The sequence below is a fragment of the Rickettsia sibirica 246 genome (assembly GCF_000166935.1).
Taxonomy (GTDB): Bacteria; Pseudomonadota; Alphaproteobacteria; order Rickettsiales; family Rickettsiaceae; genus Rickettsia; species Rickettsia rickettsii.
Genome location: NZ_AABW01000001.1, coordinates 190,286 through 203,820, shown reverse-complemented (window position 1 = coordinate 203,820; position 13,535 = coordinate 190,286). Strand labels below are relative to the sequence as shown.

Genomic DNA, 13,535 nt, shown 5'->3' with positions numbered 1-13,535 from the left:
GTAAAACCCACTGTGTCACCTGTGGCTTGACCACGGGGGCCATAAAAACAATAAATACTAATAAATTTAGTATTTTTAACTGGATCTTGTGGTCACGCCACGGGATGAGACAGAGGTGAATAAGAATCGTAGGGTACTATAAAGAAATTGAAAACTACGGTAAATTATTCAAGCTTCTCTTTGATAATTTAAAATCACATAATCTTTAGTTATAATAGGAAAAAATTCTTTATTGAAAGGTAATAATTCGGTTGTTTGATCTGAAAATTCTATTTCAATTATGTCACCGGCACCAAAGTTAAGAATATTTTTAATTTTGCCTATTTCTTTATGATCTTGGTTTAATACCGGTAAATGAGTTAAATCTGCTATATAAAATTCATCTTCTTCTAGTTCCGGTAAACTTGCTCTTAAGCAAAATATTTTATAACCTTTTAAATTTTCAGCTTCATTTCGAGTAGCTATATCATTAAATGTACAAATTAATTCTCCTTTGGCATTTTGGCTAATTAGCTTAATATGTATATTTGCTCCTGACTCATTTACTAAATTTCTTTCAAGTATTTTTGTAGCAGGGTCGGTAAAAGATTTTAACATTACATGACCTTTAATTCCATGACATGATTTTATTACACCGACTAAAATTAATTTTTCTAAAGAATTCATTAATTTGTCTTTAAATTTTGATAGTTATATATAATAATATATTTAAAAACTTTTTTACAGACATGATAAAAAAAATAGCTGCCGGCGTCATAATTTGTTTTTCATTATTGTTATTTATAATGTTTGGTGCATTATCGTTTGTTAACTATAATTCGGTTACTAATAATTTTACCAGTCATTTAGGAATTGCGAAAGAAAATATCGGAAAAATAAAGATGAATAAATTTCCTTTGTCCTATTTAGTTATTGAGACGATAAGAGAAGAAGGAAAGTTAGATTTAGAGCAGATTAAAATTCATTTTTCGTTGTGGTCGCTTATAAAATTTAATCCTAAAATTAATAAAATAGATATATTAGATGCTAAATTTTATTCACATTCTAATGTATTAAATATTTATAATCATGAAGAGTTAATAAAGAATTTCTTTAAATATAAATTACAAAATATAAATCTAAATGTTACTAATCTAAGTATTATTAATAAACAAGATTATTCTATTTTAAATTTTAATAATTGTATATTAAAAAAAGAAAATGCTTTATCGTCTAATTACATATTTAAAACTACAAGTAACTATATAGGTAAAATTTCAGGTTCAATTAATAAACGTGACGATATAGTAGATTTTAGTCTTAATATTGATAATAATGATTATGGTTTTAAGTTATCGCAAATTTACAAAGATTCTAAGCTTACTAGCGGTAGTGGTGAATATCAGATTAAAAATTTAGCATCGGTAATGTATAATATATTACCGGATTTAAACCATCTTTTTAATAAATTTAATCAACATGAGGCAGTAAACGTTAAATTTAATATTTCAAATAATGAAGATGAAATAGAACTAAAAGACATAGTAATAGCATCATCTTTTATTGTTGGTCATGGATTTGTTAACATTGCTAAAAATGATAATATTACTACTAATGTAAAACTAGATTTTCCTAAAATAGATTTAAGTTCGTTAATTTCTCCAAATGCAGAGGTAACATTTAATACTTCTTCTTCAAATAGTAGATTTATTTTTGCCAATAAATTACTTAAAGCAGACGTGACAATTGACGAAATAATTTTAAGTAATAATGAAGAACTAAAAAAAATAGTCTTTTCTTCTAACTTATTAAAGGGTACTTTAAAGATAAATGAATTTTCAGGTAATATTAAATCAGGTGGAGAATTTAAGCTTACAGGTAATGTAACACAGAATGCCGTTAGAAGTATGTTCGATGGACAGCTATATTTAAAGCACAATGATATAAATTCGTTACTGAATATTTTAGGATTTAACGACGTTACTATTAAAGAAGCTATTCCTTTTAGCTTGTCATCGGATTTAAAACTCACTTTAATAGATTTATTTTTTAAAAATTTATTACTCAAAACAGATAATTTAAATTTATCAGGAAATTTTTCTAGTAAATTTATTGCTCAAACACCTCGTTTAGACGCTACGCTTAATATATCTTCGCTTGACTTAAGCAGTAGAACGTATCCAATAATTTCGCCGCTTATCGAATTTACAAAAAATTTAACTAAAGATATGAAAGCTCTAGATTATCCAAGTAAATTCATCCCTATTAGAACAATAGGATATTTAGCTAATTTAGATATTCTGATAGATAGCGTTAAGTATAACGATCATGTATTTGACAAAATGAATTTGCTTGCTAAAATCGTACCAGCTAATATAAAAATTAGTAATTTAGATTTTAAAACTGCTAACAGCTATTTATCAACTAGTTGGAACTTAGATACATCGAGTGTATTACCGTCTTTGACAGTAGAAATTAAGGACGGTAATCTTACTACTGATTTATTATCACCGGCAGGAATGCTTAATTTAAGAAATAAATTAATAAATGATTATAGTTTAGATAAAGCTACCTTACAAGTTTCCGGTACATTGTCGACATTATTACAAAATGATTTAATATTGAAAAATGTTAAATTTTATGTAGCAAATAATAATAATTTATTACAATTTAATAATATTGAAGCAGAATTATTAGGTGGTAAGTTTCAAGGTAATGGCAATATTTTATTAGAACCTTATGCTATAAATTTCGTATATGCTTTAAATACAATAGATTTAAACAAAGTTTCAGCTCTTATGCCTAAAATATTTACTGCAAGTGGTGGAAAAATAAGTATAAGCGGTAGTTTAGGAACTAACGGTAACACTCTTCAAAGCCAGCTATATAACCTTACTACAAAATCACAATTTGCTATAAACAATATAGATGTTAATAATTTTGCAATTGATGCTTTTATAGAAAAAATTGATACAGCTGATTATAAGGTACAAAATTTAGATAAAGATATAAATAGTGCTATAACCACAGGACAAGAAAATATTAGAGGTATAAGCGGTGATATTGAACTACAAAAAGGTATTGCCCTTTTAAAGAAAGTAAAATTTGCAACACAATATAGTAGCGGTGCGGCCTCTTTTGCAGTTAATATATATAATTTTGATATGGATGCATCTAGTATTTTATCATTTTACGTGCCGGCAAGGCTTGTTAAGTTAAATACCTCAAATACAAGTTCTGATAAAGATAGCTTGGCACATCTTAATATAAAAATGCAAGGGAGTATTTTTGCTCCTAAGAAAACTTTTGATAGTAGTGAGCTAAAAAAATTACTTATACCCCAAACAACTGAAGACACAATTACTACAGATAACCATTAAAAAATAAAAAAAAATGACTAATACTAAAACTTTAGAAGCAAATATTAGCTTTGAAGAAGCTTTAAAAGAGCTTGAGGAAATTGTTAAAAAAATAGATAACGGACAAGAGAGTCTAGAGACGGCAGTTAATAGCTTTGAAAGAGGTATTTTACTTAAGAATCATTGTGAGAAAAAACTAAAAGAAGCTCGGTTAAAAATTGAAAAAATTACTAAACTTGCTGATTCTACAGTGGTCTTAGAAGAGATGGAAGTGTAGTGTTGACATAAAGCATACATTGTACTAATACCATAAGATGACAAAGAAATGTAATTATAGCTTTTCTGCTGAAAAAAATTATAAGTTAATAAGTGAGCGCAAGGTAAGTTTTGCAGAAATAATATCAGTTATAGAAAGTAATTGTTTATTGGATATAATAGAACATCCAAATCCTAATAAATATTCAGAGCAAAAAATGTATATAGTTAAATCTAATGAATACGCCTATTGAGTGCCTTTTATTAGTGAAGTTGATGGAACAGTTTTTTTTAATACTATTATTCCACGTCACAAAGCTACTCAGAAATATCTAAAAATAGGAAAAAGTAATGAGAAATAAAGAGAATATATCAAATATAATACTAGATGCTGAAGAAAACGCATTGCTGGAGTCTTTTGAAAATGATGAATGAATGGCAAAGAATTAAAAATTTTGAACAAGAGAAACATATATCACAAGTGGCAGCAGCTAATTATTTAAAAAAAGATACTCGAATAAATATTCGTATTTCTAGTAGTGATTTAATGGGAATAAAACAAACAGCTGCTTATGAGGGATTACCTTATTAAACTCTTATTTCTAGTATATTACATAAATATTCAGCAGGACATGGTTAATAATACCTATGTAATCATATAATTGACTTTATCTATACCGTTCCTAATATTGTTTTATTCATCATAATAAATATTGTTTTGATGAGTTTTTGTGCGGGATGTTTATATTTAACAAAATACATTATTCCTAATAATTTTCAAAAAGAAGAGCTTGGAAGTCTTGGCGGGTTTTTATCGGGTGTAGTCGGTAGTATGTATGCGGTATCAACCGGTTTGGTATTAATTTATTTACTCGGTAATTTTAATAAAGTACAAGAAGGGGTGGCAGCAGAATCTATAGTGTTGATGAGGCTTGCAGATAGTGTAGGTTGGCTTCCTCATGAAATGAGGCCTACAATTTATCTAGATATTAAAAATTATACCAAAGGTGTAATGCGGCATGAATGGCAATTAATGAAAGACGGCAAGCAAATCGGTCATGAAGCTCTTAGTTTCCTCCAAGATATTAATAAGAGACTACAAGTTTATAAAGCAAGCGAGCAAATGCAGCTATTGACTAAGCAGGAAATCATTGAGGAGATAAAAGAGCTTTATACAGTAAGGTATAACAGGATTAAAATGTCCTATTTTTCCTTAAATATTCAATATTGGATAGTTGTATGTATAATGACTGCTATTAATTTAATTTTTGTCTGTATGTTTGGCACCAAGCTTTATTTACATAAGATTTCGGTTGGTTTAGTTTGTATCACTTCATCATCAATGCTTTTGTTATTATTTATATTAGACAAACCTTTTCGAGGTCCTTTTGCCGTAAATCAATATGACCTTATTAAGACTGTACATTATATTGAGAGATTAAATTAGTGATATCTGTAACAACATAACGCCATAATTTATCCGTGCCTTTAGTAATACCTATACGAGCAGTAGTAGAGTAGGGTAGCTTTAAGCCGATATCGCCGACAAAAAATTCGTTGTTATTTATAAGATCGCATTTATTATGAGAAATATTAATTCCTAAATATTTGCATAATTTACCCGGACCGTTGAGGTATAGATTTTCAGGCGAAATAACATGTACGCCTCTTATTAAGGTTGCAGCAGGGAAGCCTTTAGCTTCGGTTACGAAATTTAAACAATAATACATTCCGTAAATTAAATAGACATAGCTAAAGCCTGCAGGACCAAACATTATATCCGTTCTTTTTGTCCGCCCTCTTGCTGCATGGCAAGCAGGATCATTCTGCCCTATATAGCTTTCAGTTTCAGTAATGATAGCTGTTTTTCCTTGGAAATAAAGAGCTTTACCGATTAACTCAGTGCTTACTACATTAGTATCTCTTGCAAAAAATTCACGAGGTACAGGGATTAGTTTATTCATGTTTTTGAAAAAAAATATTTAAATTCTTATTCCATTGTGTAGGAGTGAAGTTAGTAATTGCATATTCAGCTATATTATTTATATAAAAAGGATCTTATCTTAATATATCTTTAAGTTGACTTAGTTTTTCTATATTAGCTAAAATAATACCGCCAATTCTTGGATGTATAGGACCTAATAAAATGTCCTTTATCATAACATGTATCTAAACATTTTCTATGTTTCGTAATAAATTTTTCAACAGAAGCAAGATCTAAGCCTAAGGTATATTTAAGGTTTACAATAAACATAATTTATATTTTTTTATTAAGTGGTTTAGAATTTTTTATAGAGATTGGAACGGTATCATATCCACCGTCGCAAAACGGTTGACATTTGATGATTCTTTTAAAGGTAAACCACAAGCCTTTTATGCTGCCGTGCATTGATATAGCTTCTTTGGCATATTCAGAACAAGTGGGGTGAAACCGGCAATTATTGCCAAGTAGTGGAGAAATGAAATATTGATAAAATCCAAGTAATAATAATAAGATTCTAGTCATTTTGAAGCTTGTCTATTATTTCCCCCATTTTTTCTTGAGTTAGATCTTCATAATAATCGTCATTAATCTGTACGACCGGAGCGTTAACGCATGCTCCCAAACATTCTATCTCGCTTAAAGTAAATTTTTGATCTTCAGTAGTTTCTTTGAGTTGTACACCTAATTTCTTTTCGCAAATTTTCATTATATCATCACTACCACGCAGCCAGCAAGGAGTAGTAGTACATACTTGGATATGATATTTACCAACTCGCTTTAAGTTAAACATAGTATAAAATGTTGCAACCTCATAAGCCCGTATATAAGGCATTGCTAACATATTTGCGACATATTCGATAGCAGGAACAGGTAGCCAGCCGCCGTTTTGACGTTGTGCTAGATCAAGCAGCGGAAGTATTGCACTTCTTTTTCCATGCGGTGGATATTTTTTTATAATCTCTGCTGCTAGATTTAAATTTTTCTTATCAAATGTAAAATTTGTAATTTTTGTATTCATATATTTTTAGTACGGTATAGTTTTATGTCATTTCTGCGCAAGCAGGAATCCGTAGAACTATTTAATTAAATCTTTCCATTCAGGATTAGTTTTTTCTATCAGTTCTATTTTCCAACTACGTTGCCATTTTTTCAAGTTTTTTTCTTGTAAGTGCTTTTTGAATATCAGTAAATTCTTCTGTATAAACAAGTTTTATAATATTATATTTTGAGGTAAAACCTTTTATTATTTTTTGTTTATGTTCATAAGCACTACTTATTATATTATTAGTAATACCAAAATACATTTTTTGTTTTTTAAATGTATTGTTTTATTTTATGGATTCCTGTTTTCGCAGGAATGACAGAGTAACGCGAATACAAGCCCGCGGCATGACAAATATATTACCTATCTATCTCACCAAATACTATATCAAGCGTTGCAATAATAGTAATAACATCTGCCATTAAATGACCTTTAGACATAAAATCTAGTCCTTGCAAATGAGCAAAGCCGGGTGCTTTAATACGACATCTATAAGGTCTATTACCTCCTTGCGAGTATAAATATACACCAAATTCGCCTTTAGGGGCTTCTACGGCTTTATAGGTCTCGCCGGCTGGGACGTCATATCCTTCCGTATAGAGTTTAAAATGATGAATCATTGCTTCCATAGATTCTTTCATTTTGGCTCTTGTCGGTGGTGTTAATTTAGGATCATCGGTTTTAATTGCACCTTTCGGCATTTTTTCTATACATTGCTTGATTATCTTGATTGATTCGTACATTTCAAGCATACGAACGAAATATCTGTCGTAACAATCACCATTTTTGCCGATTGGTACTTTAAAGTCCATTTCATCGTAAACGTCATAAGGGTTTGATTTGCGTAAATCCCAAGCTATACCCGAACCTCTAAGCATTGGTCCTGAAAACCCCCAGTCCATTGCCTCTTTTTGAGACACAACGCCGATATCTACTAAACGTTGTTTCCATAATCTATTTTCATTTAGTAGACTTTCAATATCGTGAAGTTTAGAAGGAAACTGTTCTATAAACTTATCTATATCCTCAAGTAAACCTTCGGGTAAATCTGCTGCAACCCCGCCCGGTCTAAAGTAGTTTGAATGCATACGAGAGCCGGAAACATGCTCGTAAAATTCCATGATCTTTTCTCGCTCTTCAAAGAGCCATAATAAAGGAGTAGTAGCACCGATATCTAAAGCTTGGCTGCCAATATTCAAAGTATGGTTCAAAATTCTTGTTAGCTCTGAGAATAGTACCCTGATAAACTGAGCTCTTCGTGGGACTTCGCATTCTAATAACGACTCAACAGCTAAAGCAAATGCATGTTCCTGACACATCGGTGAAACATAATCAAGACGATCAAAATATGGTATAGCCTGCAAATATGTTTTATGCTCAATAAGCTTTTCCGTACCACGATGAAGTAACCCAATATGAGGGTCGGCATTATTTACTACTTCCCCGTCCATCTCAAGGATTAACCTTAAAACTCCGTGAGTTGCCGGATGCTGTGGACCAAGGTTTAGAGTTATAGTTTTGGTGTTGTTAGTCATAGTATTTTTCCTACTGTCACCTAGTTCGCTTGACCACGGGGTCCAGTCTTGTGTATTTTTTCTGGATCCCGCAATCAAGTCACAGGATGACATTCATTTTATTTCTGGATTCCTGCTTTCGCAGGAATGACATCGGTTGCCTTCTCATCACCTGGCAATACATAACTCGGGCTATGCCAGTGCGAACTAAAATCAAACTCACGATATTCTATGTCTAAATCGACCGGTTCATAAGCTACTTTCTTTAGCTTCTCATCATATTTAACTTGTGTATAGCCTGTTAACGGGAAATCTTTACGTAATGGATGCCCCTCAAATTCGTAATCGGTTAGTATGCGTCTTTTATCGTCATTACCCTCGAAATTTACCCCGTACATATCATAAACTTCACGCTCATACCAACAAGCGGCACTAAATATATTCATTGCTGAAGGTATAGTTTCTTTTTCAGATATATATACTTTTATTATAAGACGCTTATTTAATTTTAAGCTTAATAAATTATATACTACTTCAAACCTTTTATAGTCAATTGATTTGGACTCGCCTACATTGTCGCTCGTCGTGCTCCTATTAGTTATAGGCTTCGCGCCTTGCTCCTTGTGGCCAAGCCCAACTGAATTGACTACGTTATTCTGAGGAAAATCAGCCCCAAATAAATCAGTAAGTAAAGTGAAGCGTAATTCTTCCGATTCTTTTAAAGCTTTTAAAAGCGGCAATAAAAAATTCGGCTCGATTTTATAAGCTAGGTAATCTTTAACTGTGATCGGAGTTATTAAAATGCTAGATTTAGCTGCAAGTCTTTCAATGAGTTTGTCTAGCGTCATACTTAAAACCTGTAGTGCGTTTAATTTTTTTCTGTAACTGCATCAGCCCGTAAATTAATGCTTCGGCGGTAGGAGGGCAGCCAGGGACATATACGTCAACCGGTACGATTCTATCACAGCCACGCACTACCGAATAGGAAAAGTGGTAATAGCCGCCGCCATTGGCACAGCTACCCATTGAAAGCACCCATTTAGGTTCAGCCATCTGATCATATACTTTACGTAGAGCTGGTGCCATTTTGTTAGTAAGCGTTCCTGCAACTATCATAAGGTCGGACTGTCTTGGACTTGGTCTAAATAACATACCGAAGCGATCCATATCATATCTACTTGCTGCTGCCTGCATCATCTCAACAGCACAACAAGCAAGCCCAAAAGTCATAGGCCATAAGGAATTAGCTCTCGCCCAGCCTATAACGTCATCAACTTTAGTGAGTAAGAATCCTCTATTAGAAAGCTCATTACTTAATAATTCGTCTTCTTGATAAAAATTATTTTTCATATTACTACCAGTCTAAAGCTCCTTTCTTCCATTCATATATGAACCCGATAATAAGTACGAATAAGAAAAACATCATTGAGAAAAAGCCTATTTTACCTATCGTATTAAGACTAATAGCCCAAGGCACTAAAAATGCAATTTCAAGATCAAAGATAATAAATAAAATAGCAACTAAGTAAAAACATATGTCAAATTTTGATCTTGCATCGCTAAAAGGCTCAAAACCGCACTCATAAGGTTCTAGCTTATCTTTATTATATTTTTTTGTCGATAATAGGTTAGGTAGAATCATTATTAAACCGGAAACCAATACCGCAATACCGAAAAATATAGCAATCGGTAGATATTCTTGTAAAAGTTCTGAGTTTTGTAGCATATGTTTTTTATTATATTGTTCCGTCATTGCGAGAAGAATTGCACAGTAATGCGACGAAGCAATCTCAGGATATTTGATGAGATTGCCAAGCAGCCTACGGCTGCTTGCAATGACGTAGATTTAATGACACTTAACTTTATATTTACCTCAAATAGCATCAATTATCAATGACAATATCAGGTTTAACTAGTAGCTTCATTAAAACTAGTACCCAAATACCGCTTGATATCCACCATATTTGCCAAATATTATATGAAATCATGCCGATAATATAGTAATTTATAAAACATGCATAGGAAATTGCCTTGAAATTTTTATTTTCGAGATTACTAATTTGTTTGAGATATTTATAAACTAAGCATAAAAATAATATTAAACCTATTATACCGAGTTCAAGAGTAATTTGTAATATATTATTATGAGGATGAAGCGGCAAAGGATGCCATTTTTCTCCGTTGTAATCGATCATTTCACTATCACCAGCTTTGATATATTTAGAAGAAGCTAAGCCATAGCCTAAAATCGGCTTTTCAATGATTTTGTTTGCGACGAAATGCCAAATAAATAAACGATGAGCAGCGGAAGGTTGTGTAGCTAAATATTTTTTAGATAAATCTTGTGGTTCTATTTGTTTAGCTATCACAGGAAATAGTAACGAGCCGGTAATTAAACTTATTGCGATTAATTTGAAAAATATCGGCTTCATAAATCTTGTTAAAATAAATATTACTCCTCCTATACCGAAGCCTAAAAAACTTGCTAAACTATCGGAAATACTTAGTAAATAAAGTACTAATATATATAGCATTAAGGTATGTCGTTTTTTACCGTTAGAAAGTAAAATTATAATCGCTACCCAAGCGGTAATTGAAAGTAAAGCACAACCACGATCTAGCATATATAAGCCAAAACTAGTTTTGAATATTCTTGTTAAAAATCCATTAGAAGAATATTCGATGAAGAATAATAATATTGCTGTGAGAATTCCGAATATTAAGGCTTTTTTAAGTTGTAAGCGATTTTGAAAAGGAGCAGAATTACTAACTGCAAAGCCAAGAAATAAGAGTATAAAAACTTGAGTAAAAGTAGCTAAGCTATTAATAAGATGAATTGCGAATAAACAAGATATAAAGCACCAAGCGGTGAATAACATTGTTATCCCGTGAGCTTGTAGTGTGATCCAGTCTTTTTTTATTTTTTGGATACCGTGGTCAAGCCACGGTATGACATTGTTACTGGATTGCCACACTCCTTTCAGTCGCTCGCAATGACGATTAATACCTCGCAGGAATGATATAAGCAAAAAAATTGTAACAGTAGCTGCAGCGGATAAGCCCGCCAGCATCCCAAGGCTTGGAATTAAAAATATTAAACTTGAAATTAAATATTGCATCTAAAAACAATCTTTAGCAAAAATTTCGTAGATTGGGTGTTCAAACGTTGAAAGTGAAATGCTTGAAGAAATCATCCATCCTTGAAAGAGTAAATTAGGATCTTCGTCTATTTTATATTCCGTTATGGTCATCAACAAATAATTATCTTCATTATATGGATCAAGGTTTTTTATACATTTGTGCAATTTGATTTTTATATTACCGAAATATTTTTCTTCCCCGACTTTAAAATCTATCTCTTCAGAAGTAGCAGTAATGTTATTTAGAGCAATAATTTTGCCATTTGTATAATTTTTAAACTCAGAACTATCATTAATATTATCGTTTGGATTTAAAATAGGATGATTTTCATCAAGAGGGATAAATACGTCATTTTCAATATCTTCGGTTGTAGTAACCGACTCTAAATTTTCTGCGAATATGGGAAAATTAATGCATATAGTAATGATAAAAATAATTTTTAGTAATTTCATAGATAAATATATTATTTTTCAAAATTATATACTATAGGGGATTAATGGCAATGATAATTTATGATAAGATTTTAAGGTCATTGCAAGCGATTTCAAGGAGCGTGGCAATCTCAGGAATTTTGCCTGAGATTGCTTAGTCAAAACTTACAATTTTTCCTCGCAATGACGATGTAGGTACAATATGCTCCACTCTAAAGAACTCTTAAATTCTATTTTACGACAGGATTTTCATAGTTTTATAATTAAGGTATTTAATACTATTAATCCTGGAGCGGAGTATTATCCAAGTAAGCATATAAGAATAATTACCGATTATTTAAATGCCGTGCAAAGCGGTGATATTAATCGTTTAATAATTAATATACCGCCAAGGAGCTTACTACAATCTATTTGTGTTAGCGTTGCTTGGCCTGCTTATTTATTGGGGGTTAATCCTACCAAAAGGATTATGGTTGCCAGCTATTCTCAAATACTTAGCATTAAACACTCACTAGATTGTCAGTTCATTTTAAATTCTGATTGGTATAAAGAACTTTTCCCAAGTACTATCCTTAGTAAACCTCATAATCAAAAAAGTAAGTTTTTAACGACAGCTAATGGCTTTAGATTTGCAACATCGGTTGGAGGATCGGCAACAGGTGAGGGCAGTGATATCTTAATTATCGATGATCCTCATAACCCCACGCAAATTCATTCTTATAAAATACGTAAGAAAGTTTATAGATTGGTTTGAGCAAACTTTTGTTAGCAGACTAAATAATCGTAATAAGGGAGCGATAGTTTTAGTTATGCAGCGTCTGCATACGGATGATTTATCCGGTTATCTACTTAATAATAGCAATTCATGGCATCATTTAAAAATTCCGGCGATTAGCATTCAAGATTACTCCTTTAAATTAATGAATAAAGAATATCAATATCTTAGTGGTAAAGTTATTAGACAGCTATTAAAGAACCTCTTGATTGTTTAATGAAATTAGAGCAGGAAATAGGTAGCTATAATGATAATGCTCAATATTTACAAGAACCGATAGCACAAAGGTCATCGTTACTGAATATGGAAGATATTAGATTTTATGAAAATCTACCTTCAAGATTTGATTATTTTGTGCAAAGCTGCGATACGGCAATTAAGAGTTCCGAAGATTCCGATTATAGTGTTTGTAATATATGGGGGATTCAGAAATATTATCTAGTATCATTAGTACGGAAAAAAATTAATTATCCTGAGCTTAAGAATTTGACGGAAAAATTAGCTAGAGAATATCAGCCAAAATTTATATTAATCGAAGATAAAGCAAGTGGTCAACAATTGATTCAAGATATAGGATTTTTAGTTGGTAATATTAGAGTGATAGGAATTAAGCCAAGCTTTAATAAAGTTACAAGATTCGCCTCGGTAGTTCCTTTATTTCAATCAGCTAGTGTGCTAATACCTAAAGAATCAAGCATAATTTTAAAGGAATTACTGAATGTTCCCCATATTAAAAATGACGATATAGTAGATTCAGTTAGCAGTGCTTGAATTGTATGAAGGATAAATCGTTTAAATATCCTGCAAGGATTAGGAGTTTAATATAAAAATAGTTGCTTTTTTGTATCGATGTTGGTAGTATTTATGTCATTCCCGCGAAAGCGGGAATCCAGTAAAAATACAATTATCCGTTTATGGATTCCTGCTTTCCCAGGAATGACATAGGATTGTGGTATGACACTGATTAGGCTGGGTAGCAAAGTGGTAATGCCGTGGACTGCAAATCCTCTATTCGTCGGTTCGATTCCGACCCTGGCCTCCATTATAGAAATTAA

Annotated in this window: 18 protein-coding genes, 1 tRNA gene and 1 pseudogene; 9 read left to right on the top strand and 11 right to left on the bottom strand. The window is 31.7% G+C overall.

From position 1 onward, the window contains the following. Positions 1 to 168: 168 nt before the first annotated feature. Positions 169 to 666, bottom strand: coding sequence for a ribosome maturation factor RimM (rimM, locus tag RSIB_RS04620; protein WP_004996016.1), 498 nt, complete (start codon positions 664 to 666; stop codon positions 169 to 171). Positions 667 to 728: 62 nt separating this feature from the next. Here rimM and RSIB_RS04625 point away from each other — a divergent pair, with 62 nt between their 5' ends. The 5 genes from RSIB_RS04625 to RSIB_RS04640 all read left to right on the top strand — a co-directional run bounded on the left by RSIB_RS04625 (position 729) and on the right by RSIB_RS04640 (position 5,040). Continuing rightward, on the top strand, positions 729 to 3,359 hold the full coding sequence (locus tag RSIB_RS04625; RefSeq protein WP_004996014.1) for an AsmA-like C-terminal region-containing protein: 2,631 nt from the start codon (positions 729 to 731) through the stop codon (positions 3,357 to 3,359). 13 nt (positions 3,360 to 3,372) lie between these two features. Further along, a complete protein-coding gene (locus RSIB_RS04630) occupies positions 3,373 to 3,615 on the top strand; it encodes an exodeoxyribonuclease VII small subunit (protein ID WP_004996011.1) in 243 nt (80 codons plus the stop codon). A 37-nt stretch (positions 3,616 to 3,652) separates the two neighbouring features. Then, positions 3,653 to 3,847 (top strand): hypothetical protein, encoded by a 195-nt coding sequence (locus RSIB_RS04635; RefSeq protein WP_004996009.1) that lies wholly within the window; start codon positions 3,653 to 3,655, stop codon positions 3,845 to 3,847. Positions 3,848 to 4,020: 173 nt separating this feature from the next. After that, entirely contained in the window at positions 4,021 to 4,185 is a 165-nt protein-coding gene (locus tag RSIB_RS06810; protein WP_004996006.1) for a hypothetical protein, read from the top strand. A 129-nt stretch (positions 4,186 to 4,314) separates the two neighbouring features. Then, positions 4,315 to 5,040, top strand: a complete 726-nt coding sequence (locus RSIB_RS04640) for a bestrophin-like domain (protein WP_004996000.1) — start codon at positions 4,315 to 4,317, stop codon at positions 5,038 to 5,040. On the opposite strand, the gene RSIB_RS04645 is transcribed toward RSIB_RS04640, so the two are convergent. The 10 genes and pseudogenes from RSIB_RS04645 to RSIB_RS04680 form a co-directional block, all read right to left on the bottom strand. Beyond that, positions 5,006 to 5,557 carry a DNA-3-methyladenine glycosylase gene (locus tag RSIB_RS04645; RefSeq protein ID WP_004995998.1) on the bottom strand — a complete coding sequence of 184 codons (552 nt, stop codon included), beginning with the start codon at positions 5,555 to 5,557 and terminating at the stop codon, positions 5,006 to 5,008. The genes RSIB_RS04640 and RSIB_RS04645 overlap by 35 nt on opposite strands. 293 nt (positions 5,558 to 5,850) lie before the next feature. After that, complete coding sequence (yidD, locus tag RSIB_RS07440; protein ID WP_014410595.1) at positions 5,851 to 6,099, bottom strand: membrane protein insertion efficiency factor YidD; 249 nt, start codon at positions 6,097 to 6,099, stop codon at positions 5,851 to 5,853. Beyond that, the gene (gene nuoE / locus RSIB_RS04650) at positions 6,092 to 6,595 is read right to left on the bottom strand and encodes an NADH-quinone oxidoreductase subunit NuoE (RefSeq protein WP_004995996.1); all 504 of its coding nucleotides are present in this window, start codon (positions 6,593 to 6,595) and stop codon (positions 6,092 to 6,094) included. Before nuoE ends, yidD begins: the two co-directional genes overlap by 8 nt. A 57-nt stretch (positions 6,596 to 6,652) precedes the next feature. Next, a pseudogene (locus RSIB_RS06805) lies at positions 6,653 to 6,881 on the bottom strand (GIY-YIG nuclease family protein). A gap of 97 nt (positions 6,882 to 6,978) precedes the next feature. Beyond that, on the bottom strand, positions 6,979 to 8,154 hold the full coding sequence (nuoD, locus tag RSIB_RS04655) for an NADH dehydrogenase (quinone) subunit D (RefSeq protein ID WP_004995993.1): 1,176 nt from the start codon (positions 8,152 to 8,154) through the stop codon (positions 6,979 to 6,981). Between the two features lie 98 nt (positions 8,155 to 8,252). Beyond that, positions 8,253 to 8,981 carry an NADH-quinone oxidoreductase subunit C gene (locus tag RSIB_RS04660; protein WP_004995990.1) on the bottom strand — a complete coding sequence of 243 codons (729 nt, stop codon included), beginning with the start codon at positions 8,979 to 8,981 and terminating at the stop codon, positions 8,253 to 8,255. Continuing rightward, positions 8,959 to 9,483 (bottom strand): NuoB/complex I 20 kDa subunit family protein, encoded by a 525-nt coding sequence (locus RSIB_RS04665; protein ID WP_004995988.1) that lies wholly within the window; start codon positions 9,481 to 9,483, stop codon positions 8,959 to 8,961. Before RSIB_RS04665 ends, RSIB_RS04660 begins: the two co-directional genes overlap by 23 nt. A gap of 4 nt (positions 9,484 to 9,487) precedes the next feature. Continuing rightward, on the bottom strand, positions 9,488 to 9,859 hold the full coding sequence (locus RSIB_RS04670) for an NADH-quinone oxidoreductase subunit A (protein ID WP_012737002.1): 372 nt from the start codon (positions 9,857 to 9,859) through the stop codon (positions 9,488 to 9,490). A gap of 157 nt (positions 9,860 to 10,016) precedes the next feature. Further along, positions 10,017 to 11,252, bottom strand: coding sequence for an O-antigen ligase family protein (locus RSIB_RS04675; protein ID WP_004995980.1), 1,236 nt, complete (start codon positions 11,250 to 11,252; stop codon positions 10,017 to 10,019). Next, entirely contained in the window at positions 11,253 to 11,726 is a 474-nt protein-coding gene (locus RSIB_RS04680; protein WP_004995979.1) for a DUF2155 domain-containing protein, read from the bottom strand. A 181-nt stretch (positions 11,727 to 11,907) separates the two neighbouring features. Between RSIB_RS04680 and RSIB_RS09595 the strand changes: the two genes are divergently transcribed. From RSIB_RS09595 to RSIB_RS05705, 4 genes are all read left to right on the top strand, one after another. After that, positions 11,908 to 12,459, top strand: coding sequence for a hypothetical protein (locus RSIB_RS09595; RefSeq protein ID WP_004995973.1), 552 nt, complete (start codon positions 11,908 to 11,910; stop codon positions 12,457 to 12,459). Between the two features lie 55 nt (positions 12,460 to 12,514). Further along, complete coding sequence (locus RSIB_RS09590; RefSeq protein ID WP_004995971.1) at positions 12,515 to 12,697, top strand: hypothetical protein; 183 nt, start codon at positions 12,515 to 12,517, stop codon at positions 12,695 to 12,697. Further along, a complete protein-coding gene (gene terL / locus RSIB_RS09585) occupies positions 12,697 to 13,251 on the top strand; it encodes a phage terminase large subunit (RefSeq protein ID WP_004995970.1) in 555 nt (184 codons plus the stop codon). The genes RSIB_RS09590 and terL overlap by 1 nt, the downstream gene beginning before the upstream one ends. 196 nt (positions 13,252 to 13,447) lie before the next feature. Further along, a tRNA-Cys gene (locus tag RSIB_RS05705) sits at positions 13,448 to 13,522 on the top strand. Positions 13,523 to 13,535 lie beyond the last annotated feature (13 nt).

Bases quoted from the DNA above. Each gene is read 5' to 3' on its own strand.
- rimM (WP_004996016.1), bottom strand. From the start codon at position 666: ATGAATTCTTTAGAAAAATTAATTTTAGTCGGTGTAATAAAATCATGT.
- RSIB_RS09595 (WP_004995973.1), top strand. From the start codon at position 11,908: ATGCTCCACTCTAAAGAACTCTTAAATTCTATTTTACGACAGGATTTT.
- terL (WP_004995970.1), top strand. From the start codon at position 12,697: ATGAAATTAGAGCAGGAAATAGGTAGCTATAATGATAATGCTCAATAT.
- nuoD (WP_004995993.1), bottom strand. From the start codon at position 8,154: ATGACTAACAACACCAAAACTATAACTCTAAACCTTGGTCCACAGCAT.
- RSIB_RS06810 (WP_004996006.1), top strand. From the start codon at position 4,021: ATGAATGAATGGCAAAGAATTAAAAATTTTGAACAAGAGAAACATATA.
- RSIB_RS04635 (WP_004996009.1), top strand. From the start codon at position 3,653: ATGACAAAGAAATGTAATTATAGCTTTTCTGCTGAAAAAAATTATAAG.
- RSIB_RS09590 (WP_004995971.1), top strand. From the start codon at position 12,515: ATGCAGCGTCTGCATACGGATGATTTATCCGGTTATCTACTTAATAAT.
- RSIB_RS04675 (WP_004995980.1), bottom strand. From the start codon at position 11,252: ATGCAATATTTAATTTCAAGTTTAATATTTTTAATTCCAAGCCTTGGG.
- RSIB_RS04670 (WP_012737002.1), bottom strand. From the start codon at position 9,859: ATGCTACAAAACTCAGAACTTTTACAAGAATATCTACCGATTGCTATA.
- RSIB_RS04680 (WP_004995979.1), bottom strand. From the start codon at position 11,726: ATGAAATTACTAAAAATTATTTTTATCATTACTATATGCATTAATTTT.
- RSIB_RS04660 (WP_004995990.1), bottom strand. From the start codon at position 8,981: ATGACGCTAGACAAACTCATTGAAAGACTTGCAGCTAAATCTAGCATT.
- RSIB_RS04630 (WP_004996011.1), top strand. From the start codon at position 3,373: ATGACTAATACTAAAACTTTAGAAGCAAATATTAGCTTTGAAGAAGCT.
- RSIB_RS04625 (WP_004996014.1), top strand. From the start codon at position 729: ATGATAAAAAAAATAGCTGCCGGCGTCATAATTTGTTTTTCATTATTG.
- nuoE (WP_004995996.1), bottom strand. From the start codon at position 6,595: ATGAATACAAAAATTACAAATTTTACATTTGATAAGAAAAATTTAAAT.
- RSIB_RS04645 (WP_004995998.1), bottom strand. From the start codon at position 5,557: ATGAATAAACTAATCCCTGTACCTCGTGAATTTTTTGCAAGAGATACT.
- yidD (WP_014410595.1), bottom strand. From the start codon at position 6,099: ATGACTAGAATCTTATTATTATTACTTGGATTTTATCAATATTTCATT.
- RSIB_RS04665 (WP_004995988.1), bottom strand. From the start codon at position 9,483: ATGAAAAATAATTTTTATCAAGAAGACGAATTATTAAGTAATGAGCTT.
- RSIB_RS04640 (WP_004996000.1), top strand. From the start codon at position 4,315: ATGAGTTTTTGTGCGGGATGTTTATATTTAACAAAATACATTATTCCT.